This is a genomic window from Terribium retamae, assembly GCF_022347545.1.
GTDB lineage: Bacteria > Pseudomonadota > Alphaproteobacteria > Rhizobiales > Rhizobiaceae > Mesorhizobium > Mesorhizobium retamae.
This window is the reverse complement of the sequence record NZ_JAKREW010000010.1, coordinates 32,237-54,209: the sequence shown is the minus strand read 5'-3', so window position 1 is coordinate 54,209 and position 21,973 is coordinate 32,237. Positions and strand designations below refer to the sequence as shown.

The 21,973-nt window shown below is 61.6% G+C and carries 22 protein-coding genes; 8 read left to right on the top strand and 14 right to left on the bottom strand.

The features are described from left to right. Positions 1-197: 197 nt before the first annotated feature. Positions 198-1,556 carry a GumC family protein gene (locus L4923_RS12740; protein WP_239365478.1) on the top strand — a complete coding sequence of 453 codons (1,359 nt, stop codon included), beginning with the start codon at positions 198-200 and terminating at the stop codon, positions 1,554-1,556. Positions 1,557-1,673: 117 nt separating this feature from the next. Here the strand turns inward: L4923_RS12740 and L4923_RS12735 are convergent, their stop codons facing one another. The 4 genes from L4923_RS12735 to L4923_RS12720 form a co-directional block, all read right to left on the bottom strand. Further along, a complete protein-coding gene (locus tag L4923_RS12735) occupies positions 1,674-2,939 on the bottom strand; it encodes an ABC transporter substrate-binding protein (protein ID WP_239365477.1) in 1,266 nt (421 codons plus the stop codon). Positions 2,940-3,013: 74 nt separating this feature from the next. After that, positions 3,014-4,063 (bottom strand): aldo/keto reductase, encoded by a 1,050-nt coding sequence (locus L4923_RS12730; protein WP_239365476.1) that lies wholly within the window; start codon positions 4,061-4,063, stop codon positions 3,014-3,016. A gap of 10 nt (positions 4,064-4,073) precedes the next feature. Further along, positions 4,074-4,424, bottom strand: a complete 351-nt coding sequence (locus tag L4923_RS12725; RefSeq protein ID WP_239365474.1) for a TIGR04076 family protein — start codon at positions 4,422-4,424, stop codon at positions 4,074-4,076. Next, positions 4,417-5,133 carry a GntR family transcriptional regulator gene (locus L4923_RS12720; protein WP_239365472.1) on the bottom strand — a complete coding sequence of 239 codons (717 nt, stop codon included), beginning with the start codon at positions 5,131-5,133 and terminating at the stop codon, positions 4,417-4,419. The genes L4923_RS12725 and L4923_RS12720 overlap by 8 nt, the downstream gene beginning before the upstream one ends. Positions 5,134-5,305: 172 nt before the next feature. Between L4923_RS12720 and L4923_RS12715 the strand changes: the two genes are divergently transcribed. From L4923_RS12715 to L4923_RS12695, 5 genes are read left to right on the top strand one after another with little or no spacing between them, the layout of a single operon-like run. Beyond that, a complete protein-coding gene (locus L4923_RS12715; RefSeq protein WP_239365470.1) occupies positions 5,306-6,115 on the top strand; it encodes an ABC transporter ATP-binding protein in 810 nt (269 codons plus the stop codon). Then, positions 6,112-6,864, top strand: coding sequence for a branched-chain amino acid ABC transporter ATP-binding protein (locus tag L4923_RS12710; protein WP_239365468.1), 753 nt, complete (start codon positions 6,112-6,114; stop codon positions 6,862-6,864). The genes L4923_RS12715 and L4923_RS12710 overlap by 4 nt, the downstream gene beginning before the upstream one ends. Beyond that, entirely contained in the window at positions 6,861-7,772 is a 912-nt protein-coding gene (locus tag L4923_RS12705) for a branched-chain amino acid ABC transporter permease (RefSeq protein WP_239365466.1), read from the top strand. Before L4923_RS12710 ends, L4923_RS12705 begins: the two co-directional genes overlap by 4 nt. Further along, positions 7,769-8,767 (top strand): branched-chain amino acid ABC transporter permease, encoded by a 999-nt coding sequence (locus tag L4923_RS12700; RefSeq protein ID WP_239365464.1) that lies wholly within the window; start codon positions 7,769-7,771, stop codon positions 8,765-8,767. The genes L4923_RS12705 and L4923_RS12700 overlap by 4 nt, the downstream gene beginning before the upstream one ends. 11 nt (positions 8,768-8,778) lie before the next feature. Next, complete coding sequence (locus L4923_RS12695) at positions 8,779-10,236, top strand: aldo/keto reductase (protein ID WP_239365461.1); 1,458 nt, start codon at positions 8,779-8,781, stop codon at positions 10,234-10,236. A 175-nt stretch (positions 10,237-10,411) separates the two neighbouring features. On the opposite strand, the gene L4923_RS12690 is transcribed toward L4923_RS12695, so the two are convergent. The 10 genes from L4923_RS12690 to L4923_RS12645 all read right to left on the bottom strand — a co-directional run bounded on the left by L4923_RS12690 (position 10,412) and on the right by L4923_RS12645 (position 20,436). Next, positions 10,412-10,816 (bottom strand): VOC family protein, encoded by a 405-nt coding sequence (locus L4923_RS12690; protein ID WP_239365458.1) that lies wholly within the window; start codon positions 10,814-10,816, stop codon positions 10,412-10,414. A 174-nt stretch (positions 10,817-10,990) separates the two neighbouring features. Beyond that, positions 10,991-11,983 carry an SIS domain-containing protein gene (locus L4923_RS12685; RefSeq protein ID WP_239365455.1) on the bottom strand — a complete coding sequence of 331 codons (993 nt, stop codon included), beginning with the start codon at positions 11,981-11,983 and terminating at the stop codon, positions 10,991-10,993. Further along, positions 11,980-12,939, bottom strand: coding sequence for an N-acetylglucosamine kinase (locus tag L4923_RS12680; protein WP_239365453.1), 960 nt, complete (start codon positions 12,937-12,939; stop codon positions 11,980-11,982). The genes L4923_RS12685 and L4923_RS12680 overlap by 4 nt, the downstream gene beginning before the upstream one ends. A gap of 5 nt (positions 12,940-12,944) precedes the next feature. Continuing rightward, positions 12,945-14,039, bottom strand: a complete 1,095-nt coding sequence (locus L4923_RS12675; RefSeq protein ID WP_239365451.1) for an ABC transporter ATP-binding protein — start codon at positions 14,037-14,039, stop codon at positions 12,945-12,947. Positions 14,040-14,050: 11 nt separating this feature from the next. Continuing rightward, the gene (locus L4923_RS12670) at positions 14,051-14,914 is read right to left on the bottom strand and encodes a carbohydrate ABC transporter permease (RefSeq protein ID WP_239365449.1); all 864 of its coding nucleotides are present in this window, start codon (positions 14,912-14,914) and stop codon (positions 14,051-14,053) included. Continuing rightward, positions 14,911-15,798, bottom strand: a complete 888-nt coding sequence (locus L4923_RS12665) for a carbohydrate ABC transporter permease (protein ID WP_239365446.1) — start codon at positions 15,796-15,798, stop codon at positions 14,911-14,913. Before L4923_RS12665 ends, L4923_RS12670 begins: the two co-directional genes overlap by 4 nt. A 63-nt stretch (positions 15,799-15,861) precedes the next feature. After that, complete coding sequence (locus L4923_RS12660; RefSeq protein ID WP_239365443.1) at positions 15,862-17,121, bottom strand: extracellular solute-binding protein; 1,260 nt, start codon at positions 17,119-17,121, stop codon at positions 15,862-15,864. A 130-nt stretch (positions 17,122-17,251) separates the two neighbouring features. Beyond that, positions 17,252-18,427, bottom strand: a complete 1,176-nt coding sequence (locus L4923_RS12655; protein WP_239365441.1) for an ROK family transcriptional regulator — start codon at positions 18,425-18,427, stop codon at positions 17,252-17,254. A gap of 342 nt (positions 18,428-18,769) precedes the next feature. Next, a complete protein-coding gene (locus L4923_RS12650) occupies positions 18,770-19,582 on the bottom strand; it encodes an SDR family NAD(P)-dependent oxidoreductase (RefSeq protein ID WP_239365439.1) in 813 nt (270 codons plus the stop codon). A gap of 11 nt (positions 19,583-19,593) precedes the next feature. After that, positions 19,594-20,436 (bottom strand): NAD-dependent epimerase/dehydratase family protein, encoded by an 843-nt coding sequence (locus L4923_RS12645; protein WP_239365437.1) that lies wholly within the window; start codon positions 20,434-20,436, stop codon positions 19,594-19,596. 86 nt (positions 20,437-20,522) lie between these two features. On the opposite strand from L4923_RS12645, the gene L4923_RS12640 reads away from it, so the two are divergent. Together L4923_RS12640 and L4923_RS12635 are read left to right on the top strand one after the other, a co-directional pair. Continuing rightward, positions 20,523-21,332, top strand: a complete 810-nt coding sequence (locus L4923_RS12640; protein ID WP_343303156.1) for a cysteine hydrolase family protein — start codon at positions 20,523-20,525, stop codon at positions 21,330-21,332. A gap of 46 nt (positions 21,333-21,378) precedes the next feature. Beyond that, positions 21,379-21,912: a MarR family winged helix-turn-helix transcriptional regulator gene (locus tag L4923_RS12635; RefSeq protein ID WP_239365435.1), complete on the top strand. Its 534-nt coding sequence runs from the start codon at positions 21,379-21,381 to the stop codon at positions 21,910-21,912. The last annotated feature ends 61 nt before the right edge of the window (positions 21,913-21,973 follow it).

The window sequence follows — 21,973 nt, the reverse complement described above, 5'->3', positions numbered from 1 at the left end:
TTAGCATAATGTCCGCGGGTTCCCGCCCTCCTATCTCTGCGGCGGACGCCGGTATCAGCCCTTATCAGCGGATTGAAAACGCGCGGCGGGCCAGCGCTGCGCGATTGCAGCAAGGGCATTCGACTGCTGCAAGCGCGCTTACGTCTCCCACAGCGCCGGAGCGCACGGCGTCGACCCCGTCCGAACCCGTGGCAACGGTGACGTTGGACAAGATCGGGACATTTCTCGAACTTGATTTTCGTCGCCTTTTCGTCTGGCTGCGTGCGGGCCTCATCCTGGCATGTCTGCTGGCGATCGTCGGCGGGGTCGTCGGCGGCGCGTATTCGATGCTGAGCAAGCAGCGTTACACGGTCACCACGGATATCCTGGTCAACCCGGCCAACCTGCAAGTCGTACAGAACGATCTCTATCCGCAATCGGGCCAGATCGACGGCCAGATCCTCAGTGCACGGAGCAAACAACGCATCCTGACGTCCGGCAGCGTGCTTTCCCGTGTCGTGAATGAACTTGAGCTCTACAACGATCCGGAATTCTTCGACCCATCGCGCGGCGGCGCGGAAAAGGCTGACCCAAAACTCACTGCCTTGAAAAACTTGGCGAAGCAGGTCAAGTCGACAGCAGACGACAAGTCGTTTGCCACGACGCTGTCCGTGTCTGCGGAGACCGCAGACAAAGCCGTGCTGATTTCGCAAACCATCGTCAAGACCTTCCGGGAGGAGCTGGCAAACGCCGAAGCTTCCGATGCAAAGCGCGCCGCATCTGCTCTCGAAGAGAGACTCGGACAGCTCAAGAGCGACGTGCAGGCCGCGGAAGAAAAAGTCGAAGCTTACCGGCGCAGCCACAGCCTGGCCTCCAGCAATGGCCAGCTTGTCAGCTCTCAGACAATGACCCAACTGAACGGCCAGATCCTCGAAGAGCAGTCGCGCGTCGTCGCGGCCCAATCCAATTACGATGCCTTGGTGGCTTCGGGCGCTAATGGAACCCGCTCCACCCCCGAGATTTCGGAAACGCTTGCCGCATTGCGCGAGAGGGCAAACAGCCTGCGCCAGCAAATCGACTCCCAGGCCATGACGTTTGGCCCCCGCCACCCGACGATTGTCCGTCTCAAGACCGAGCTCGGAACCGTCGATACGCAGCTCAAAGCCGAGTTTGCACGCACCGTCGACCAGGCGAAGGTCAATCTCAACAGGGCCAAAGCGTCGTTGGCTTCCCTCAACGCCAAGATGAATGATCTGAAGAGTAGGGTCTTCGCCGACAACGAGTCCGAAGTCGCGTTGCGCGAACTTCTGCGCGATGCTGCGTCGAAGACGGCAATCTATGAAAGCTTCCTGTCACGCGCGCGTCAGATCACTGAACGCGAGCAGATCGACACGACCAACGTGCAGGTCATTTCCACTGCCGTTCCCCCGAACGGTCGCGCATGGCCGCCCAGTCTCCCTATCATGATCGTCCTGGGCGCTGCGGCTGGTTTTGTCCTCGGCATGCTGCTGGCTATCGCCTGGGGCATCCTGAGAGATTTGCGCGGCCGGCCGGAATCCGACGCAGCGCGCGCTTGAAGGCCTGTGCAAAGCGCGCCTCGCTCTTGATGCGAGCCTATCGTAAGCGCCAGATCAACCCGGTCAGCCGACATTCGTCGACCGACCGAGAAATGGACTGACTGCATCCAGACCCACCTATTTCTGGATTTCGCCTTTGGCCTTGGCTACATCATCGGCGCTCATCTCACCCACCGTCTCGACCTTGCCGTCCTTGATCTTCCACAGACGGAACGGGCCGGTGATGTCGCCATACTGGTCGAATGAGACCGGGCCGATGACACCTTCGTACTTCACCGGCTTGCCTTCCTTTATCAATGCCAGCGCCTTGGCGAATTCCTCCTTGCCGGCATGGACCGGCTCGCCCTTGGCTGAGACCACTTCCGGGATCGCCGCCTTGATCGCGGCGGCATCCCCCTTGCCGGCCTTGGCAATGGCCAGCGCCACGATCGCACCCGCATCGTAGGAACGGTCGGCGGCCGGCGCATCCGGCTTGATGCCGCCGGAGAAGGCTTCATAGGCGCCATAGAAATAGTCGGTCGACGCCGTCTTGCTGGTTCCCGACGAGGTGCCATAGGCTTCGCTGAGATATTGCGCGCCGACCGCATCGATGAACTCGGCAGAGTTCATGCCATCATTGAGCAGGAATTTCTGGGCACCGCCGCCTGAGATCCAGGCCCGCGCGATCGTCGCGCCGTCGACCGGATAGCTGACCAGGTAAAGCGCCTCGGGTTCACCGGCCATCGCGGCACTCGCCTCGGCTGAATAGCTCGCCTGCTTTTCGTTGTAAGGCGTGGTCGAGGTAATGGTGCCGCCAAGTTTCTTGTAGGCGTCGGCGAACTCCTTGACCATGTTGACGCCGAAGTCGTTGTTGACGTGGATGATGGCGAGTTTCTTCAGGCCCTGGTCGATGGCGTATTTGGCGGCGGCGGTGCCTTGCAGTGCATCCGAAGTGATGGTGCGGAAGAAGACACCGTTGGTCTTGCCGTCCTTGCCGAGCGCGGTCAGCGTCGGCGACGACGAAGCCGGCGACACCTGCACGATACCAGCCGGCGCGGTCACCGAGGTCAGGATCGGGATCGACACCGACGAGATGATGCCGCCGATGATGACCGGCACCTTCTTGATGTTGACCAACTGCGTCGCCTGATCGACGGCAACATTGCCCTGGCTCTGGCTGTCGCGTGTATCGGTCACGAGCTTGCAGCCGCCGACACCTCCGGCTTCGTTGAAGTCGCGGAACGCCATTTCGACGGATTTCGCACCGGCCTGGCCATATTCGCCGGCAGGTCCTGTCAGTTCCATGACCAACCCGACGGTGATGTCGCAATCGGCAGCAAGCGCCGGTGCGGCCGAAGCGGCTAGCGCCGCCAGCATGGTGGTGGCCAAAAGATGTTTCTTCATGTCACTTCCCCTTTGTTATGACCGTGCTCCCGACACGATCTTGTTGGTTGCGAAGAGGTCTGGGCAGCCCTCGATCAGGCGGCTCCCTTGTTGAGGTTGTATTTCATGATCGAACCATGACGGCCGTGGCGGTCACGCTCGAGCGTGTAGACATCGCCCTCGATCTCTTTTGCCTCAGCCAGCACCGCGGCAATCTGTTTCTGATCCTGATCGGTCAATTCGATGTCCGAAATGGCGAGGTTCGAAGCCAAATGTGCGCGGCTGCGCGCGCCGACGATGACTGCTGCTACCGAGGGCCGCGACAGCATGGCGGTGCTGGCGATCGTGGCTATGTCGGCATCGTGGCGGTCGGCGACTGCACGCAGCGCCCGCAGCAACTCCTGGAACAGATCCCAGCCACCGAAATCGTCGATGATCAGTTTGTATTTGACCAGCGAGCGGTTCTCATAGGGCTCGTTGGGCTCTGCCGCGCCAAGCCAGCGGTCGCCGAGGAACCCACCGGCAACGGTGCCGTAGCACAAGAACGCGATGCCCTTTTCTGACGCGAGGGCGCCCATGCGTTTCGCAGGCCGTGTATCGAGCAGCGAATATTGCACCTGCATCGAGGTCACCGGCACACCTGCCGCGACGATCGCTTCGACGTGGTCGGTGTCGAAGTTGGTGCCGCCAATGCGATCGATCTTGCCGGCTTGCCGCAACTCGTTCAGCCAGCCCGCGGTCTCCAGCCAGTGTGGTGCCTCGTAGTCCCACCAGTGGAACTGCACCAGGTCGAGCCGATCGAGATTGAGCCGCCGTAACGACTGGTCGATGACGCTTTCGACATAACCCTTGGTGATGCGCGGCAGGACATCGAGATCGGGCACGAATTTGGTGTGGACCTTGATACGATCGAGCGCCCCCTGCCCGCGCGCATCCCTGTAACGCAGCCGAAAACGGCCGATCAGTTCCTCGACACCTGTATAGATGTCGGCGCAATCGAAGGTGGTGATGCCGGCATCGGCAAAAGCGATCATATCGGCGATGGGATCGTCGCTCGACGCCGCACCATGGCCGCTGGCCATCTGCCAGCCACCGCGGATGACCCGCGAGATCTCGTAATCTGGTGCCAGCTTTGTTCTTTGCATGCTTGTCGCCTCAATCCTCTTTCAGCGGCACGGCCGTCGTTTCGGCATGACTGAAGCGGCGCAGGCCGGTTCGGGTGATGCGGAAGCGCGAACTGCAATTGGGGTCCGGACAAGCGACCTCCGCATCGGTCGTCATCCAGTCATTCTTGTGGGTCGGACGCTGCTTGGCCGGCAGAAGCGGCAAGAGCGCCGCCAGCGAATAGATCGAGAAGCCCTGCCCTGGCGGAAGATGCAGCATCTCGCCGCGCATCTCGAAATAGTCGCCGATCTTGGCTCCGCAATAGATCGCCCCGCCCTCGGGCGCAGTCACTTCGACGCGCAGATCATAGAGCTCGAAGGAATCGTCTTGCTCTTCAGCCATGCCGCTGTTCCCGCGCGTCGGCCTCTTCGTCGTCGAGACGGCCACGGATCAGGTTGAACGAACGGGTGATGTCGTCGGTCAGCGCCTTGACCGAGCCGGCAACATCACGGCGCTCAAGGGCTTCGATCAGTGCCCAGTGATGATGGGTGGCCGGGATATCGCGATTCTCGTCATGGATCTGGGCCGCCGTGCGGACATATGGCCCAGACTGCAGCCACAGGCTTTCGACGATCGGGATCAGTACTGCCGAGCCGGCAGCCCGGTAGATATAGAAATGAAAGGCGTGATTGAGTTCGGACGTCTTGTGCGCCTTGTCACGGTCGTTGCTGGCAAAAGCCGCCTCGCAGGCGGCGGTCAGCCGCCTGAGCTCGACGAAATCGGCAGCAGCCAGATTGGGCAAGGCAAGCGCGGTGATCTGGCCTTCGATGAGGCAACGCGCCCGGGCAAGATCCTCCAATCGTTCGCGCGTGATCAAGGGCACCCGCACGGATCGGTTGGGCAGCGCTTCCAGCGCCTGCTCGGAAACCAGGCGACCGAGCGCCTCGCGCACCGGCATGGTGCTGGTCTCCAGCGTTTCAGCGAGGTCGACGATCCGCATCATCTCGCCCGCGTCGAACATGCCATGGATCAGCGAGCGGCGCAGTTCGGCATAGACGCGATCGTGCAACGTCTCACGCACAACCGGTGAAAGTGCGCCGCGGCGGCTCATGCTGCGGCCCTCGCACGATGCTTCGGGCATATCCCATGGATGTCGCGGTCAGGCATTTCGTCCACCATTGGAAGTCGGACACCTAAAGCCATTACACATTTTCGTAGTTGCAATTTGCGTCGATGTAAAGTTTGATCAAACATCACAGATCAAAAATAATCGATCGGCCACGATGCAGCCTGTCGCAGAAGCCCTATCCGGTTCAACCCACGCCAGCGGCCCGCTGGTCGAGGCGCGTGACCTGGTCAAGCAGTTCGGCGGCCTGCGCGCGGTCGACCATATGTCGATCACCTTGCGTCGCGGCGAGATGGTCGGGCTGATCGGCCCGAACGGCGCCGGCAAGACCACACTCTTCAATCTCATCGCAGGCAGCCTGAAGCCGACATCCGGCTCGATCCGCATCGGCGGCGCCGAGGTTGCACAGGAGCGACCGGAACGGCGTATCGAACGCGGCATCGGCCGCACATTTCAGATCCCCCGCCCCTTCGCCGAGATGACGGTGCTGGAGAATGTCCTGACCGGCAGCCAGCGGCAGTCCGGCGAACGCATCTGGATGAACTTCCTCCAGCCGAGCCGTGTCGCCGCCGAAGAACGCCAGGCCGTCGACAAAGCGCGAACTTTGTTGGACTTCGTCAAACTGTCCGGGCTGGAGGCGGAACCCGCGCGGGTGCTGTCGGGCGGGCAACGCAAGCTGCTCGAGCTGGCACGCGTTCTGATGGCAGACCCGGAGACCATCCTGCTCGACGAGCCGGCGGCCGGCGTCAACCCGACGCTGCTGGAGCTCATCAGCGATCGCGTGCTGGAGCTCAACCGCCAGGGCAAATCGATTCTGCTGATCGAGCACAATATGGATATGGTCGCCCGGCTGTGCGGCCGCGTCGTCGTCATGGCTGCGGGAAAGTTGCTGACGGAAGGTACGCCCGACGAAGTGTCGCGCAATCGCACGGTAATCGAGGCCTATCTGGGCGAGGTCGCGGCATGAGCAACTCGCAGACCGTCGCACTTTCCACGCAGGCTCTTGTCGCCGGTTACGATCCCGACCTGCCGATCGTGCGTGGCGTCGACTTTTCGATCCGCAGCGGCGAACTCGTCATCGTCCTCGGACCCAACGGCGCCGGCAAATCCACCTTCGTCAAGGCGATCGCCGGGCTGGTGCCGATCCACTCAGGCGCCACCATACTCGGCGATTTCGACATCACCGCCGTGCCGACACATGAGAAGATCCGCCACGGCCTGGCCTTCGTGCCGCAGACCGAGAATATCTTCGCAACCATGTCGATCCACGACAATCTGCTCCTGGCCGCGAACGTGCTGCCCAAGGAAAAACGCAGCCGCCGCGTGGCCGACCTTTACGCGATGTTCCCCGATCTCGCAGCGCGGCCTTCGTTACGTGCTGGCCAACTTTCAGGCGGGCAGCGCCAGATGCTGGCGGTGGCGCGCGCTCTGATCGTCGAACCGAGCGTGCTCATCCTGGACGAACCCTCGGCGGGTCTTTCCCCCAAGATCGTGCAGGAGGTGTTCGCGCATTTGAAGGCGATCAACGAAACAGGCGTCACAATCATCCTTGTCGAACAGAACGTGAAGGCAGCACTTGCCATCGCGGATCGCGCGGCGATCCTGGTGGAAGGGCAACTGCGCCACGAGGGGCCGGCAGCCACACTCGCCGAAGATCCGATCGTCGCCGAGCTCTATCTCGGTGCGCGCCATGCGGGAAAGGCGGTCACGTCATGAACCCGCAACTGATCATGGATGGCCTGATTGCCGGTGCGATGATCGGGCTCGGCGCCATCGGTATCACGCTCACCTATTCGATCCTGCGCTTCGCCAATTTCGCCCATGGCGAAATGATCAGTTGGGGTGCCTATCTTGCGCTTGCAACGAGCGGTCTGCTCGGCTCGCTGTCGGGAGCTCTGCTCAAGCCGATCGGACCATTCTCTTTCGGCTGGTCGCTGCCGCTTGCGGTGTTCGCTGCCGTAGCGTTGACGGCAGCACTGGCGCTGTTTGTCGATGCGCTGCTGTTCGGTCCGTTGCGCAAACGGCGCAGCGCCATCATCATCATGGTGATGGCAAGCTTCGGCGCCTCCCTGGCCCTGCGCAGCTTGCTCGAATTCATCTTCACCTCGAAACCGGTCTACTTCTCGAAGGCCTTGCAGATCGCGCTTCCGCTCGGTGGCGGCTTGCGGGCTACGCCCGACCAGCTTCTGTCATTGACCATCGCCGCGCTTCTCGTCGTTGCCGTTCACATCCTGCTCACCCACACGGCGATCGGACGATCCATGCGTGCCGTGAGCGAGAACCTGCAGCTGGCCGGCGTCGCCGGCATCGATGTGCGCAAGGTGATCCGCACCGTCTGGGTGCTGGGCGCTGGGCTTGCCTGCATTGCCGGCGTCATGGCCGGTCTGCTGGTGCAGATCCGTCCGTATATGGGTTTCGACCTTTTGCTGCCGCTGTTCGCCGCTGCGATCCTCGGCGGCATCGGCAGCGTGCCCGGCGCGATGCTGGCGGGTCTGATTGTCGGACTTGCGGAAGCGCTCGGGGTGCAGCTGATCGGCGCGGAATGGCGGGCGGCCGTCGCCTTCATGATCCTTGTCTTCGTCTTGCTGCTGCGCCCGCAAGGCCTGTTCGGGAGGGCTGAATGAGCGTCGAACTCGTCGCTTACATCGCGTTCTTCCTGACCATGGCCCTGACCTACGCTGTCATGTGCCTGGGCCTCAACGTGCAGTGGGGACAGACGGGCTTGTTCAACGTCGGCGTCGCCGGCTTTGTGGCCATCGGTGCCTATGTCTCGGCGCTGCTGACCACGCCCGACGCACCCGACCGTTTTGGCGGCTTCGGCCTGCCTATCCTGGTCGGCTGGCTGGGCGCGGCGCTTGCCACAGGACTCGCTTCGTTTCTCGTCGGCTGGCTGACGATCCGGCTGCGCGCTGACTATCTCGCCATTGCCACCTTCGGCGTGGCTGTAACGGTGCAGCTTGTGGCGCTCAACCTGCAAAGCGTCACCGGCGGCCCCTTCGGCATCGGTTTCATTCCCAGGCCGTTCACCAACCTGGCCGGCGACCCACTGGCTTTCAGCCTGCTCAATCTCGGCGTGCTGATTGTCGTGGTCGTCCTGCTTTATCTCGCACTCGAACATTTGTTGCGCAGTCCATGGGGACGCGTGCTGCGCGCCATCCGGGAAGACGAGACGGCAGCGCTGGCGCTCGGCAAGAACGCAACCCGCTTCCGCCTGCAGGCTTTCGCGATCGGTGGCGCGATCATGGGTCTGGCCGGTGCGGCCCAGGCTCATTTCGTCGGCTTCATCGCGCCAGACAATTATGTGCCGCTGCTCACTTTCCAGGTCTGGGCCATGCTGATCGTCGGCGGCTCTGGCAACAACCGCGGTGCCATCCTCGGTGCAATCCTGGTGTGGGCCATCTGGGCAGCGTCGGCCGGTGCCATCGCTTCGCTGTTCCCACCTGAGCAGCAGGCGCGCGCCGCGGCGCTGCGTATCGTGCTGATCGGCGTTGGTCTGTGCGCAATCCTGCTGCTGCGGCCCCGCGGCATCCTCGGCGAAGAGCGGGTGGTTTCGCGCCATCTCGCTCGCCTGAGGCCGACGCGCCGGGCAGCCTCTAAACCCACTCTTCCCGAATCCTGAGCGAGGCCAAGATGCCAATCACTCCTGAGCGCACGACGCTGGCCGGGCTCGACATAAGCCGGCTGTTATGCGGACTATGGCAAGTCGCCGATCTGGAGAAAGGGGGAGAAACGCTCGACCCCGAACGCGGTGCCGACGCCTTGCAGGCCTATGCCAAAGCCGGCTTCGACACGTTCGACATGGCTGACCACTATGGCAGCGCGGAGATCATCACCGGTCGCCTCTTGGCTCGCTACCCGACGGGCAAGCGACCGCTGGCTTTCACCAAATGGTGCCCGGAACCCGGCCCGATGACGGCGGATGTCGTGCGAAAGGGCGTCCAGGAACGGCTCGACCGCCTCCGCGTCGACAGGGTCGATCTGCTGCAGTTCCATTGGTGGAGCTTCGAGCACCCGGCCTGGCTGGATGCGCTCCACGAAATGGCGCGGCTCAGGCAGGAAGGCCTGATTGGAGCAATCGGCGTCACCAATTTCGATGCAGCCCATCTGGCCCTGGCACTCGCCGACGGCATTCCGCTTGCCTCCAACCAGGTCTCCTTCTCCCTGATCGACCGCCGAGCTGCCGGGGCGCTTTCCGAAGTCTGTTCGCGCAGTGGTGTCAGGCTGTTTGCCTACGGAACGCTGTGCGGCGGCTTCCTAGCCGACAAATGGCTGGGTGCCCCGGAGCCGACATCAATCCCGGACTGGAGCCGCTCGAAATACAAGCGCTTCATCGACGCCGCAGGCGGCTGGGGAGCCTTCCGGGGCCTGCTTGCTGCAGCGGGAGAAATCGCGAGCAAGCACAAGGTCTCGATCTCCAATGTCGCGACACGCTGGGTGCTGCAACACCAGGCGATCGCCGCCGCCATCATCGGCGCGCGGCTCGGCGAAAGCGAACACCGCGACGACAATCTGAAAGTCTTCTCCTTTGCGCTCGATGAAGAAGACAAAGCCCGGCTCGAAGCCGCCTTTGCCGGAACACAACCGATCCCCGGCGATTGCGGCGACGAGTACCGCCGGCCGCCCTATCTCACGGCCTCCGGCGATCTCAGCCATCATCTCGACGCCCTGCCTTCGATCTATGTTGCCGAGCCTGTTCCCGGGCGGCCGGAGCGCACGCGCGTTTCCTCCGGCAGTATCTGGGAACCCATCGCAGGTTTCAGCCGCGCGGTGCGGGTGAAGGACACGATCCGCGTTTCCGGCACGACTGCCACCCACGGCGCCGACCGCTGCGTTGCGCCCGGCGACGCGGGCGCGCAGACCACCTACATCCTCGACAAGATCCTGGCTTCGATCGCAGCACTCGGCGGGCGTGCCGAGGATGTCGTGCGCACACGCATCTACCTTCGCGATGCATCGCAATGGGAGCCGGCGTCACAGGCGCATGGCCGGTTCTTCGGCGAGATCAAACCAGCCAACACCATGATCGCCGCCGGTGATCTCATCGGCGACTACGAGGTCGAGATCGAAGCCGAAGCTGTTGTCGGCTGAAGCATGTCGCGCGAGGTGTGCAGCCGTTTTACGATAAAAAATCGCGGCGCCCCTTAGAGCGTTTCCGTTCTTCACGGAAACGCGGAAACGCTCCAGGTTTTTGTTTTCGCCGCATTCTTGTAACGTCAAGTGATTCCACCTGGCTACAAATGCTCCAGGCACCGGTTGCGAGTGCTCAGTCGCGTTTGTTGAAGCGAAAGAACTCGATGCTATAGCCACCCGGGTCACGCATCAGGAAGGTGGAGACCATCTGTTCCGATGCCTTGGCGGGCTCGTAATGGACGACGATCTCGGCGCCACTGTCTTTCATGCGCTCGTACCAAGCCTCGAGCTTTGGCGTCTCCATACTGACCATAACTGCCTTGGCGCCGGAAGCCCTGTGGTGGCCCTTCGCCTCGTCGACGAGACCGACATAAGAGTGGTCGGTTATGCGGAAGAACTTGACCCAGCCCTGGTCAAAGGTCTTTTCGAACCCCAGCTGCTCTCCGTAAAAATGCTCAGGCGCTGCAAGGTCCTTGTAATAGAGGAAGGTGACCTGCGCGTTGACCGGCAGAGTTTCTCTATTTGTCGGCGTATCCATGGCTCTCGCTCCCGCAACTCAGCCCTGCATCGACCGCTGGCGGCGTATCGGCGACGCCCGCGATACACTTCTAGCAGCGGGATGGATGAGCACCAGCACCACATCTAGCATTCACGACCCGATCTTGGCGAATGCTGCGGGGCTGGCGCTCGATCTGCAGTGCGCGGATGATCCTCAAGCGGCGATCTTGGTATCGCTCTGTGTGTAACGGAACTTCACGTCGGTCAGCCCCGCGGCGTCCGACAACTCGGCGGCTAGGATCTGAGCGGGGAAGATGTCGATGATACCGCGCAGGATGAGATTCTCGCCGGCCGGAACGTTGATGACAGTCAGCTTGCCTTTATCATTAAGGTCCGTCTTGCTGGTGACCAACGCCGCCGGGCATCCGATCGCATCGAGATTTTCGGCAAGCGCCAGCTCCCGCCCGTCACCGAACAGAACAACGCCGGTCGCGGCATCCATCGACTCCATCGGTCCATGCAGATAGTGGCGCGTCTCGTAGCCGGACGCAGGAATCCGAGCTGCTTCGCGCAGCAAAAGCGAGGCTCCGTCAGCTGTACCGATGGAAGCGCCGGCGCCAACGCAATCGATGGCGCGACGTTCGCGGAAGAGTTCCGCCAGACGCGGCATCTTTTCCGCTGCCCGGCGCTGGACCTCGGCGGTGATTTCGGGAAGAGCCGTCCAGTCGGTACCGCTGTCGCCAAGAATGGCATCGATCGCGAGCCCAGCGGCAAGAAGCGTAGCGGTATAGCCTGTGCTCGATGGCGTCGCATCCGAGCCGTTGTCGAGGCGGATGTGGTGAGAGGCCGCCTTGGCGAGCGGACTCTCCGGATTGTTGGTGATGGCAAGACTTTTTGCCTTTGGCAATTGCTGCAAGGCTTCGACGGTCTCGATGCTGCGACCGCGATGGGAGAGCGCAATGACGGTATCAGCAATGTCATAGCCAGCCATCATTTCGCCGGACCGCACGGCGAAAGCGCGGCGACCACGGCGCTGCAGCTCCGCTGCCACGACGACGGCTGCCGCATAGCTCGCGCCAACACCGGTAACGACGGTCAGCCCCGAACCCAGTGCTTTCAAATCCTTGCTGGCCAGCTCCGCCTTGGCTGCGGCTAAGGTATCGCCAAGGGACTCGGGCTGCCGCGCGACGGTGGAACGGTAACTCATTTCAAGGTCCTTTCTGGAATCTGCTTCATGCGTTGTTCGGCGGCCAGCCTGTCGGCCAGCACCATCGCGCCTTCGACCGGCGGCCCTCGATGGAGATGTAATGCGATCGTCGGGCCGCAGGTCGCCTCGACTCCCGCCTGGAAGGCTTTCCAGAGCCGCGGTTGCGAAGCGATCACGCTTCCGCCGGCGACGACAGCGTCTGCCTTCGAGCCGCGCAGCCGCAGACGCGCGACCAGATCGGCCAGGGCAAATCCGCCCTCCAGGATCACCGTCTCGGCAAGTGCCGACCCCTCGTCGGCAGCGTTGAAGATCAGCGATGCATGCTGACCAACTTCCTTTGCGGTTCCCAGCGCGGCAAGCCGGCTGCCGATGCGGGCGGCCGAAGGGATGCCAAGCTCCTGGAAAAGGTGACGAACCAGGGGATCGTCTTGTGGCCCACCGCGGTCGAGATGCAGTGCGACCATGCGCGCGGCCTCACGTACAAGGCTCGCAGCACCCCCTTCGTCGCCGATGATCCAGCCCCAGCCACCGGCGACAAGCATGTCGCCTTCGTCAGTGCGGCAGACCGCAATCGAGCCGGTGCCCGACACGACGCCGATCTGCCGTTCGAACCCGAACGCTGCGGGCATGAGCTCGGCGTCGTTGACGACGCGAACCGGAATGGATGTCGCGACCCGGAATGCGGCTTCGAAGGCCTCGCATTCGAGCTTGTCGTCGCAACCATGCGCACCGATGCCGATCGCCGCGATCGGCACGCCATCGACAAAACGCTCGACCAGTTCGATGAGAGTGTCGGCATCGCGCTGCCACTCACGGCAGCGCCAGTCGCTGGTGTGCAACACGAGGTCGCGCTCCACGCTGTCATGACGCAGCCGCAGATGTGTCTTGGTCCCGCCGATATCGACACCGACCACGCTGGCTTGCGGAGCCAGCGGTTCCACTTGTGCAAGCGACATCGTGTTCAGTTCCCGTCCGCGCGCAAACGACGACCGTCACCGTCGAACAGTCGAATACCGCCAGGATCCAAGACGACATGGCAGTCGGTCTGACCGCCGAAGCGTCCCTTGTCGCTACGGATGATCATCGGGCTGCCACCGGGCGTCTTGCCGTGGAGATAAGTGACGTCGCCCAGTTCCTCGGCAAAACTGACGGTGACCGGCACGCGATCGCCACCGCTTTCGCTCAGCCGCGCATGCTCTGAACGGATGCCCAACACCACCTGTTTGATAGCCGGATTGAGACCACGGAACGGCAGGCTGAGGCTGCGGTCACTGCCGCCTATCTTGCCGAGGGTCACGCGGTCAGGCCCGGCCTCGAGCACCGCCGCGTCCAGAAAGTTCATCTTTGGGGAACCGATGAAGCCGGCGACGAAGCGGTTGTCCGGGTCGTCATAGAGATCGAGGGGGCGGCCGAACTGCTGCACGACACCGCCGTTCAACACCACAATGCGGTCGGCCAGGGTCATCGCCTCGACCTGATCATGGGTGACATAGATCATCGTCGCGTTGAGGCGGCGATGCAGGTCGATCAATTCGGCCCGCATCTGGACGCGCAGTTCAGCGTCGAGGTTCGACAGCGGCTCGTCGAACAGGAAGACCTTGGGATTGCGCACGATCGCCCGACCGATGGCGACACGTTGCTTCTGGCCGCCGGACAGTTGACCGGGACGGCGCTCGAGCAGCTTTTCCAGCCGCAGGATGGCTGCCGCCTGCGTCACCTTTTCCCGAATGACGGCTTTCGGCTCGCCGGCCATCTTGAGCCCGAAACCCATATTCTCCGCGACAGTCATATGCGGGTAGAGCGCATAGGACTGGAAGACCATGGCGGTTCCCCGCCGGGCGGGATCGACATCGTTGACACGCTGGCCGTCGATGAAGATATCGCCTGCGGTTTCGGTTTCCAGCCCGGTGATCGTGCGCAGTAGCGTCGACTTCCCGCAGCCGGAGGGACCGACAAAGACAATGAACTCGCCGCTGGCGATCTTCAGGTTGATGTCGCTCAGGACCCCGACGGCTCCGAAAGACTTGGAGACGGATTTGATTTCAAGTTCAGCCATGATCGTATCCTTCAGCCTTTGGAACCCGACATGGCGATGCCTTCGACGATCTTGCGCTGGAAGATCAGGAAGAAGATCAGCGGCGGCAGCACGGCCAGCAGATTGGCCGTCATCACCACGTCGACGGTCTGATGCGAGAAGGGTGCATTGAAGAGGCCTACCACCTGCCCGACCGTGTAGATCTCAGGCTTGGGAGCCACGATCAGCGGCCAGGCGAAGTTGCCCCAGGTTTTCATGAAGGTCAGGATCGCCAGGGTCACCATTGCGTTGCGCGACAACGGCAAGGCAATGTACCAGTAGATCTTGAAGTGGCTGGCCCCATCGAGCCGCGCCGCCTCGATCATCTCCCGCGGAAGCGTGCGCATGAACTGCACCAGCAGGAAAAGGCCGAAGGCGGAAGCGAGGCCGGGGACCAGGAGCCCCTGCATCGTGTTCAGCCAGCCCAGATCCGCCACCAGCAGATAGGTGGGGATGATGGTCACGACCGTCGGCACCATCAACGACAGCATCACCAGGCCGAACAGAAGGCGTTTGCCGGGAAAATCGAACAGCGCGAACTCGAAGGCAGCCATCGAGCCTATCAGCAGCATGCCCATGATCGTCAGCAGCGCATAAGCGATGGTGACGAAATAGGCCCTGAGATAGGCGGTCTCGGTCAGGATCGTCTGTATCTTGGAGAGACCCGAGCCCAACGAAGTGGGATAGAGCCGTGGATTGATCGACACCGGGACTCCGGGATCGGCGAAGACCACATTCACCATCCACCAGATCGGGAATACGGCCACGATCGCCACGCAGATCGCGACCACCCATTTGAGGAAACGCCAGGTCTGGAGTTCCACGGCAATCGCACGATTGGCTGCGGCCGCACTCATTTCGGCGTCCTCCAGGCGCGAAGGCCGAACATGAGAGCGGTGAACAGGATGATCACGAAGGTCAGGATGAAGCCGTAAGCTGTCGCCTCGCCGAAACGGACTGCACCGAAGGCGCGCCCCATCATGTCCATGACCGGGAACATCAGCGCGCTGCGGCGCCCGCCATAGGCGGTGAAGGACGAGCCGGTGAGCAGCCACGGCACGTCGAAGACCTGAAGCGCCGAGATGAACCCATAGGTGAAGACGAAGAACAGGATCGGCGCCAGCATCGGGATGGTGACATAGCGCACCTGCTGCAGTCGGCTTGCACCATCGAGCCGGGCGGCCTCGTAAAGATCCTGTGGGATGTTCTTCAGCCCGGCCAGCAGGATGACCATGTTGAAGCCGGCCGAAACCCAGACGTCCACAGCAATCAGCGCATACAGCATGGTGCTGGTATCGTTCAGGAAGTTGATGGACGGCACACCGAACCAGCCCAGGATCATGTTCACCAGGCCGAAATTGGGGGCATACATCCAGCGCCAGATCGTCGCCGCGAGGAATGCCGGCAGGACGACCGGCAGGAAGAAGGCGCTCCGGAAAAAATTCGCCCAGAAGCCGGTGAAACTATCGACCAGAAGCGCCAGCGCCAGCGCCACGGCGATGCCGAGAGGAACGGTGATGGCGATATAGAGGCCGAGGTTGGTCATGGCACGCGAGAAGTCGCGTGACTTCAGGACGGCCTCATAGTTGGCCAGGCCAATGAAATGTGGCTCGGTCGCGGCGTTCCACTCATGGAAGCTGTAATAGAAGCCACTGATGATGGGGTAGAGGAAGAAGGCCGCAAACAGCAGGGCGAACGGTAGCACCATCGCATAATGCGGCAGAAGTCGTCTGGCATTCATGACGTATCCAGCATGTTCTGAGTGAGCCGGGCGCAGCCGCAGACCGCGCCCTGTTGGCATGCCTTATTTGGCAAGGCAGTCATTCAGCTCGGCGATCAGCTCCTTTGCGCCTTCCTCGGCGCTGAATTCGCCATCGGCCACGGCGGAAGCCGTATCGGTCATGATCGAACGGTAGCAGTTCGGCATCGTGGCGACGAAGTAAGGCGGCGTGACATCGACGGCATACTTCACGGCCTCGACCGACTTCACGATCAGCGGAAGGGCGGTGACTTCCGGATCTTGCATGGCCGCAGCGTTGGCGTTGTAACGTGACAAGAGCTTCGCCCATCGCGCCATCTGTTTCTTCTCGGTCAGATAGGATGCGAACTTCCAAGCGATCTCCCGGTTCTTGCCTGGCGCAACGCCCACGAACTCGTAGCTCTTGATGCCGCCGTGGTCGCCGGCCTTGCCACCCGGCACCAGCACGTAATCGTATTTCAGTCCCGACTCCTTGGCGGCCTGTTCGTAGCTCGGATTGACCCATGGGCCGACGACATGGAACGCCAGCTGGTTGGTGATGAACAGGTCCTTGGTGCCCTGGTCATTGCGGCTGGTTCCGCTTTGCAACGGCTTCATGTCGACGAAGGTCTGCAAGGCACGCGTCGCCGCCTCAGGCTGGATCAGGGTCTGCTTCTTGTCGTAGTCTATGCCCCACTGCGCCTTGTCGCCGGCGATGGCAAACATCGAAGCGACGGAGTTGAATACCTGGGTCTGGTCGGGAACGGCGAATTTGCCGCTTTCCTTGACCTTCTTCATCTGCCCCAGCCATTCCTCCCAGGTCGCCGGAGGCGTGGCAGTGTCGACGCCAGCAGCCTGGAGGACCGTGAGGTTGCGATACATGATTTCGCCGAAGCCGGTATAAGGGATGCAGTACATCGTCTCCGGCTTCGGCGAGCAGCTCTTGATCGCGTCGGCATCGAACTGATCGCGGAATTCCTGAGGCATGGCCATCCAGTCGGGATAGATGTTGGCGAGCGCTCCGACCTCGACGAGCTGAGCTCCGACATTGAGGCCATTCATGAAGACGTCCGGCAGTGTTCCTGACGCAGCCCCGGCGATCTGCCCCGATGTCAGATCGTCGTCGCCTCGACCCGATATGACGATCTTCACACCCGGATTTGCGGCCTCGAACTCGGCAATGAACTCCTGCTGGAGCTTCAGTGCATCGCCCTGCGCGAAATCCGAATAGACCCAGTATTGCAATTCCTGCGCCGAAAGGGCGCCGGTGCCGAACAGTGTTGCCGTAGCCGCCAGAACGGTGGTGCGGCACATGGATGAGATCATTTCTTCGCTCCCAGTTGAACAGCCCTCAAAGCCGGTTCTTGCCCCGGCTCATTATTATGTTAGGCAGCCTAACAAAATTTTTCGGATGCGCAACCGGAATCGTGCAACTCGATTCCAACTTGTCGAAATGTCAGGCTTTGGCTTCGCCGAGGATCAGGTTCACGGCGTGTTCGGTTGCCAGCCTCTCGATGCCCAGCACGGTTGCGTCCTGGCCAAGCGAACTCGTGCGCACTTCCACCGGATAACTCAGCCGGTTCGCAACCTCGTGCACCGTCGGCAGGATCAGCGGATCGGCGCCCAACCCGCCACCCAACACGACCAGCCCCGGATCGACCATGCTGACGCAACTGGCGACGATCGCGCCGATATCCTCAGCATGACGCTCGACATGGGCCAGCGCGGCTGCATCGCCATCGGCGGCACGCTTCATGAGATCGGCCGCATCCTCGGGCGGGCTTCCGGCCGATCTCGGCCATTCCCTGGCGACGCGCTGCATCAGCGCTTCCGTACCCATATAGCGCTCGATTTCTCCAGGAACCGGTCGCACGCCATTTGCCATGGGAAAAGCAAGGTGGCTGATCTCTCCGGCCGCGCCGTTGCGCCCACGCAGCAACTTGCCGTCGAGCATGATGCCCATGCCGATCTTGAAGCCTATCTGGACATAGGCAAAAGTCTCGTGATCGCGTGCGATGCCGTTGGAATGCTCGGCAACAGCGGCGCAATTCACGTTGTTTTCCAGCACGATGGGAATATCGGCCGGCGGATCGAAACAGCTGAAAATGGCTTCCTGCCGCGTTGCGGTGGTATCCCCCTGAGGGCCGACCACGCGCGACGGCAAGGCTATCCCGATCGCCTGCAACGGTCCCCAAGCTGGGTCCGATTCCGTCAGCGCCGCTGCGACCTCATCCGCAACCGCCCGACTGATTTCCTCGCCAAGGAAGAACTGGCTCGACGGCAGCCGATAGGTACGGCTATGCAGAAGCCTGCGATCGATTGTCGAAACGCGCAGCCGGATATGTGTGGAGCCGGCGTCGACCGCAAAAATGTGACCGGCGTTCGGACCGGGGCGATAGACGGCAGCCTTGCGGCCCAGCGCACCCTGAAGCTCGCCCACCTTGCTTGCAAGGCCGCCCTCCTCCAGCTCGGCGATCGCCGCCGACAGCGTTGGGCGTGACAAGCCCAGCACCTCGCCGAGTTGCGGACGCGTCGAGGCGCCGCGGACCGCAAGCAGGCGAAACATCGCCTTGGCGCTACCTGTGAGCGGAGCTACCGGCACCGCGCGTCGTCTGCCCTGCAAGCGAGTCATCCAAAATATTGTTATCCAATCTTACAAACTGTATGCATCCAATTCTCGATCCGGGCAACGACTAAGGTGGGCAGCAGTCGGTGTTCTACCCGGCTCAGACGTCCCGTCATCAGAATGGCTCTACACGAAATCCCGACGTCGGCGCTACTGGTTGAGCAGGCGCCCGATCATCGTCAAGGCATCGGGCTTGGGCTCCCCCCAAGCTGTCGGATGCAATCGATTTAGGCAGCGTTTGTGTGGATTTCAGCAAAGTGAAAGGAATTCGCCGACAAAGCTTTCTGCGCAGATGGCCGAGGTCAGGAGATCAACAAAGCCAGCTTGTGCAGACACCTGCCGATGAACTCACTTGCGACGATGATCCGGAAAGGCCTTCGCCTCCGGTGCATTTGCCCAGCTTTGCAGCGTCTGACCACCGTCGATCAACCAGTCCACTCCGGTGATGTGGCGCGCTTCGTCGGCAGCAAGGAAGGCAACAGCGGCGGCAACATCCTCCGGCTGTCCGATGCGGCGAAGCGGAATGCGGTCGGCGAAACGCTGTATTCCGGAAAGATAGCCGGCGCGGTCGGCTGCCGGTACACCCAACGTCGTCTCGATGACTCCGGGGCAGATCGCATTCACCCGAATGCCGTAAGGTGCGACGTCGAGCGCTGCAACACGCGTCAGACCGACCACGCCATGCTTGGTTGACGCATAGCCGGCGCCTCCGGAGAGCACGTCCCAACCAGCCATGGACGATCCCATGTTGACGATCGCACCTTCGATGCCTGTTGCGATCATCGCGCGCAGCGAAGACTGAAGCACAAGAAACATGCTGCGCAAATTGATGCGTACGATGGCATCCCAGTCATCGACCGGCAGTTCGTGGACCGGCGCGACTTTGCCGGAGATTCCGGCATTGTTGAACACGACATCAAGACGGCCAAAGGCTTTCAGAGTTGCGGCAACCGCCTCCTCGGCCGCGGCCGCGTCCGAGACATCGGCGGTGATCGCGATCGCCTTGTCCCCGAGGGCAGCCGCTGTCGCCCGGGCCCGCTGCGCGTCAATATCGACGATCGCCACCCGGGCGCCTTCCTGTGCAAAACGAAGCGCCGTCGCGCCGCCGATCGCGCCGCCTCCTCCGGTCACCAATGCGACCTTGCCTTCGAAACGTTGCATGGTGAACTCCTTCAATTCTCGTAGTCCCGCCAGGAATGGCGAGGGGCGAAGCCCAGTGTGGCGTGGGCATGTCCGTTGTCGATAACGGTGGCGAAACCTGGGAGAGCCGGGGAAACCGGCGTTGTGGGATATGCCCTGGCGATCAGTGTTTCGGTCGGTTCTTCCGAATATGTATCGGCAGCACTTAGGAACGTGCGCAAATGCCCGTCCCCCTTCCAGTTCAGGGCTTTCACAAAGGCATCAGCGGCATCGCGAGCGTCGAGATAACTCCACAGATCCCGCGCAGATTCCTGGAGCCTGCGGCGCGGCACAACAGTTTCGAAGAAAGCCTGCGGCGTTTGGATCCACGGCATGCGGAGGCTGACCGCGGAAAATACGCCACGCCGCACGGCGGCCTCGACAATCTCCTCGCCCAGCCATTTCGACAGGCCATAGGCATCTTGCGCACCGATCGGATGGTTTTCGTCGATTGGAAGGTAGGCAGGAGCCGGTAGTTTTTCGGCAAACGGATAGCCCAGAACGCTGAAGGAGGACGCGTAGATGAAACGCTTCACGCCATTCGATGCCGCCGCTTCGGCAACGTTATAGGCCAAGGCCATGTTGGTTTTGAAAACCTCTGCCGGCGCTTTGCCGGTTGGACGCGGAATGGCTGCGATATGTGCAACGGCATCGCATTCGCGGATCAGTTGCAGCGCAAGGCCGAGATCGGCAAGGTCTGCGTCGACATGGACCCAGCCGTGATCCGTCTTCGGCGCCATGGTGTCGATGCCGAGAACCTCATGGCCCGCCGCCACGAACGCGCCGGCAACATGACGGCCGAGGAGCCCACTCGATCCGGTGACGATGATTTTCATGTGACGGCCCTCCTCCATGCAACATAGAACGCACAAAAATCATTGATGGTCAAACAATCGGAGACCTCAATCCCGAAGCGTTGTCAATGCCTGCAATGCACCTGCCAAACAGCTTCAAAATGCTGCAAACATCGGATTACATAATGCTGTCCAGGGTTCGGAGCAGAATTAAAGAAGCAAGGATTGACTTGGAAACCGCAGCAGTTTTTTGTATGACCACCAACAATCGGCAAGTACCGGGAGGATTGGACATGGCGTTGGACAGTTTCTCGTCGCATCGACAGGAAGGCGGAATGACGCTCGATCCGAGCCGAGCCGCAGTCATCGTGGTCGATATGGTCAACGACTTCTGCAAGGAAGGCGGTGCCATGGTTCTGCCGGGGTGCGAAACTCTGATCCCACCGCAGTTGCGCCTCATTGAAACGGCCCGCAAGATCGGCGCGCCGGTGATCTGGGTTCATGACGCGCACCGCCATGGTCTGCGCCGCGATCGCGAATTTCTCAAGCGTTCGCCGCACTGCATCGAAGGCACCTGGGGTGTCGAAATCATTGATGAACTCGGCGCCTTGCCCGATGAGATCCACCTTATCAAGCGTCGTTTCTCGGCTTTTTTTCAGACGGATCTCGACCTGACCCTCAAGGATATGATGGTCGACCAGCTGATCATCTTCGGCGTCGTCACCAATATCTGCGTGCGCTCCACGGTTCATGACGCCTTCTTCAACGGCTATCAAGTGGTGGTACCGGCCGACTGCTGCGCCGCGACCGGGCCGCGTGAACAGGAAAGCACACTCTACGACATCTCCACCCATTTCGGGATTGTCAGTGATTCCAACATGGTCGTTCGGGCGCTCACAGAAGGCGCTTTTGTGGAAAACGCGAACATCGCGGCCTGAAGCGGCATTGCCGTTTCGGGCGTCCAGGCAAAGGGTAACGCAGTCCGTGACGATCCTCGACAATAACGCCGACACATCCAGCTCATCCAAGGGCGACAAGATCAGCCGCGAAGAGGCCGTGATACGCTACGCCGAAACAGGCTATGATCTCGACGTGCATCCCGCCCATGTGGTACGCCGCGCACATCAGCGCGCAACGCTCTGTTTTCAGCAAGTCATGGCAGGTGAAGACCTGTCGCCGACGCAGTTCGCTGCGCTGGCCACCATTCTCAAATACGGCGAAGTCTCGCAGAATCATCTCGGTCGGATGACGGCTATGGATCCATCAACGATCAGCCTTGTGGTTCGCAAGCTGCTCAAGCAGGGCTTGATCAAGCGCAACCCCTCGGAGACGGATCAACGGCTATCGATCATCACGCTTACCGATGAAGGGACCCGTTACACGCTCGACCGGCTGGAACGCAGTGTCGAAGTCGGAAGGCGTCTGCTTTCCCCCCTTTCAGCCACCGAACAGATCACACTTCTACGGCTGTTGCAGCGCATCAGCCTGGACGAAACCGGCAGCCCGGAAGTCAAATGACCCTCTGACCTGACGGCCGGCCACTCATTTCAGCTGTAACGGCCGCCGGCTCTGCCGGCGG

Excerpts from the sequence above, each read along its gene's own strand:
- L4923_RS12670 (WP_239365449.1), bottom strand. The coding sequence starts at position 14,914 with ATGAGTGCGGCCGCAGCCAATCGTGCGATTGCCGTGGAACTCCAGACC.
- L4923_RS12705 (WP_239365466.1), top strand. The coding sequence starts at position 6,861 with ATGAACCCGCAACTGATCATGGATGGCCTGATTGCCGGTGCGATGATC.
- L4923_RS12665 (WP_239365446.1), bottom strand. The coding sequence starts at position 15,798 with ATGAATGCCAGACGACTTCTGCCGCATTATGCGATGGTGCTACCGTTC.
- L4923_RS12690 (WP_239365458.1), bottom strand. The coding sequence starts at position 10,816 with ATGGATACGCCGACAAATAGAGAAACTCTGCCGGTCAACGCGCAGGTC.
- L4923_RS12735 (WP_239365477.1), bottom strand. The coding sequence starts at position 2,939 with ATGAAGAAACATCTTTTGGCCACCACCATGCTGGCGGCGCTAGCCGCT.
- L4923_RS12685 (WP_239365455.1), bottom strand. The coding sequence starts at position 11,983 with ATGAGTTACCGTTCCACCGTCGCGCGGCAGCCCGAGTCCCTTGGCGAT.
- L4923_RS12715 (WP_239365470.1), top strand. The coding sequence starts at position 5,306 with ATGCAGCCTGTCGCAGAAGCCCTATCCGGTTCAACCCACGCCAGCGGC.
- L4923_RS12730 (WP_239365476.1), bottom strand. The coding sequence starts at position 4,063 with ATGCAAAGAACAAAGCTGGCACCAGATTACGAGATCTCGCGGGTCATC.
- L4923_RS12695 (WP_239365461.1), top strand. The coding sequence starts at position 8,779 with ATGCCAATCACTCCTGAGCGCACGACGCTGGCCGGGCTCGACATAAGC.
- L4923_RS12660 (WP_239365443.1), bottom strand. The coding sequence starts at position 17,121 with ATGATCTCATCCATGTGCCGCACCACCGTTCTGGCGGCTACGGCAACA.
- L4923_RS12655 (WP_239365441.1), bottom strand. The coding sequence starts at position 18,427 with ATGACTCGCTTGCAGGGCAGACGACGCGCGGTGCCGGTAGCTCCGCTC.
- L4923_RS12700 (WP_239365464.1), top strand. The coding sequence starts at position 7,769 with ATGAGCGTCGAACTCGTCGCTTACATCGCGTTCTTCCTGACCATGGCC.
- L4923_RS12680 (WP_239365453.1), bottom strand. The coding sequence starts at position 12,939 with ATGTCGCTTGCACAAGTGGAACCGCTGGCTCCGCAAGCCAGCGTGGTC.
- L4923_RS12710 (WP_239365468.1), top strand. The coding sequence starts at position 6,112 with ATGAGCAACTCGCAGACCGTCGCACTTTCCACGCAGGCTCTTGTCGCC.
- L4923_RS12675 (WP_239365451.1), bottom strand. The coding sequence starts at position 14,039 with ATGGCTGAACTTGAAATCAAATCCGTCTCCAAGTCTTTCGGAGCCGTC.
- L4923_RS12650 (WP_239365439.1), bottom strand. The coding sequence starts at position 19,582 with ATGCAACGTTTCGAAGGCAAGGTCGCATTGGTGACCGGAGGAGGCGGC.
- L4923_RS12640 (WP_343303156.1), top strand. The coding sequence starts at position 20,523 with ATGCCTGCAATGCACCTGCCAAACAGCTTCAAAATGCTGCAAACATCG.
- L4923_RS12645 (WP_239365437.1), bottom strand. The coding sequence starts at position 20,436 with ATGAAAATCATCGTCACCGGATCGAGTGGGCTCCTCGGCCGTCATGTT.
- L4923_RS12720 (WP_239365472.1), bottom strand. The coding sequence starts at position 5,133 with ATGAGCCGCCGCGGCGCACTTTCACCGGTTGTGCGTGAGACGTTGCAC.
- L4923_RS12725 (WP_239365474.1), bottom strand. The coding sequence starts at position 4,424 with ATGGCTGAAGAGCAAGACGATTCCTTCGAGCTCTATGATCTGCGCGTC.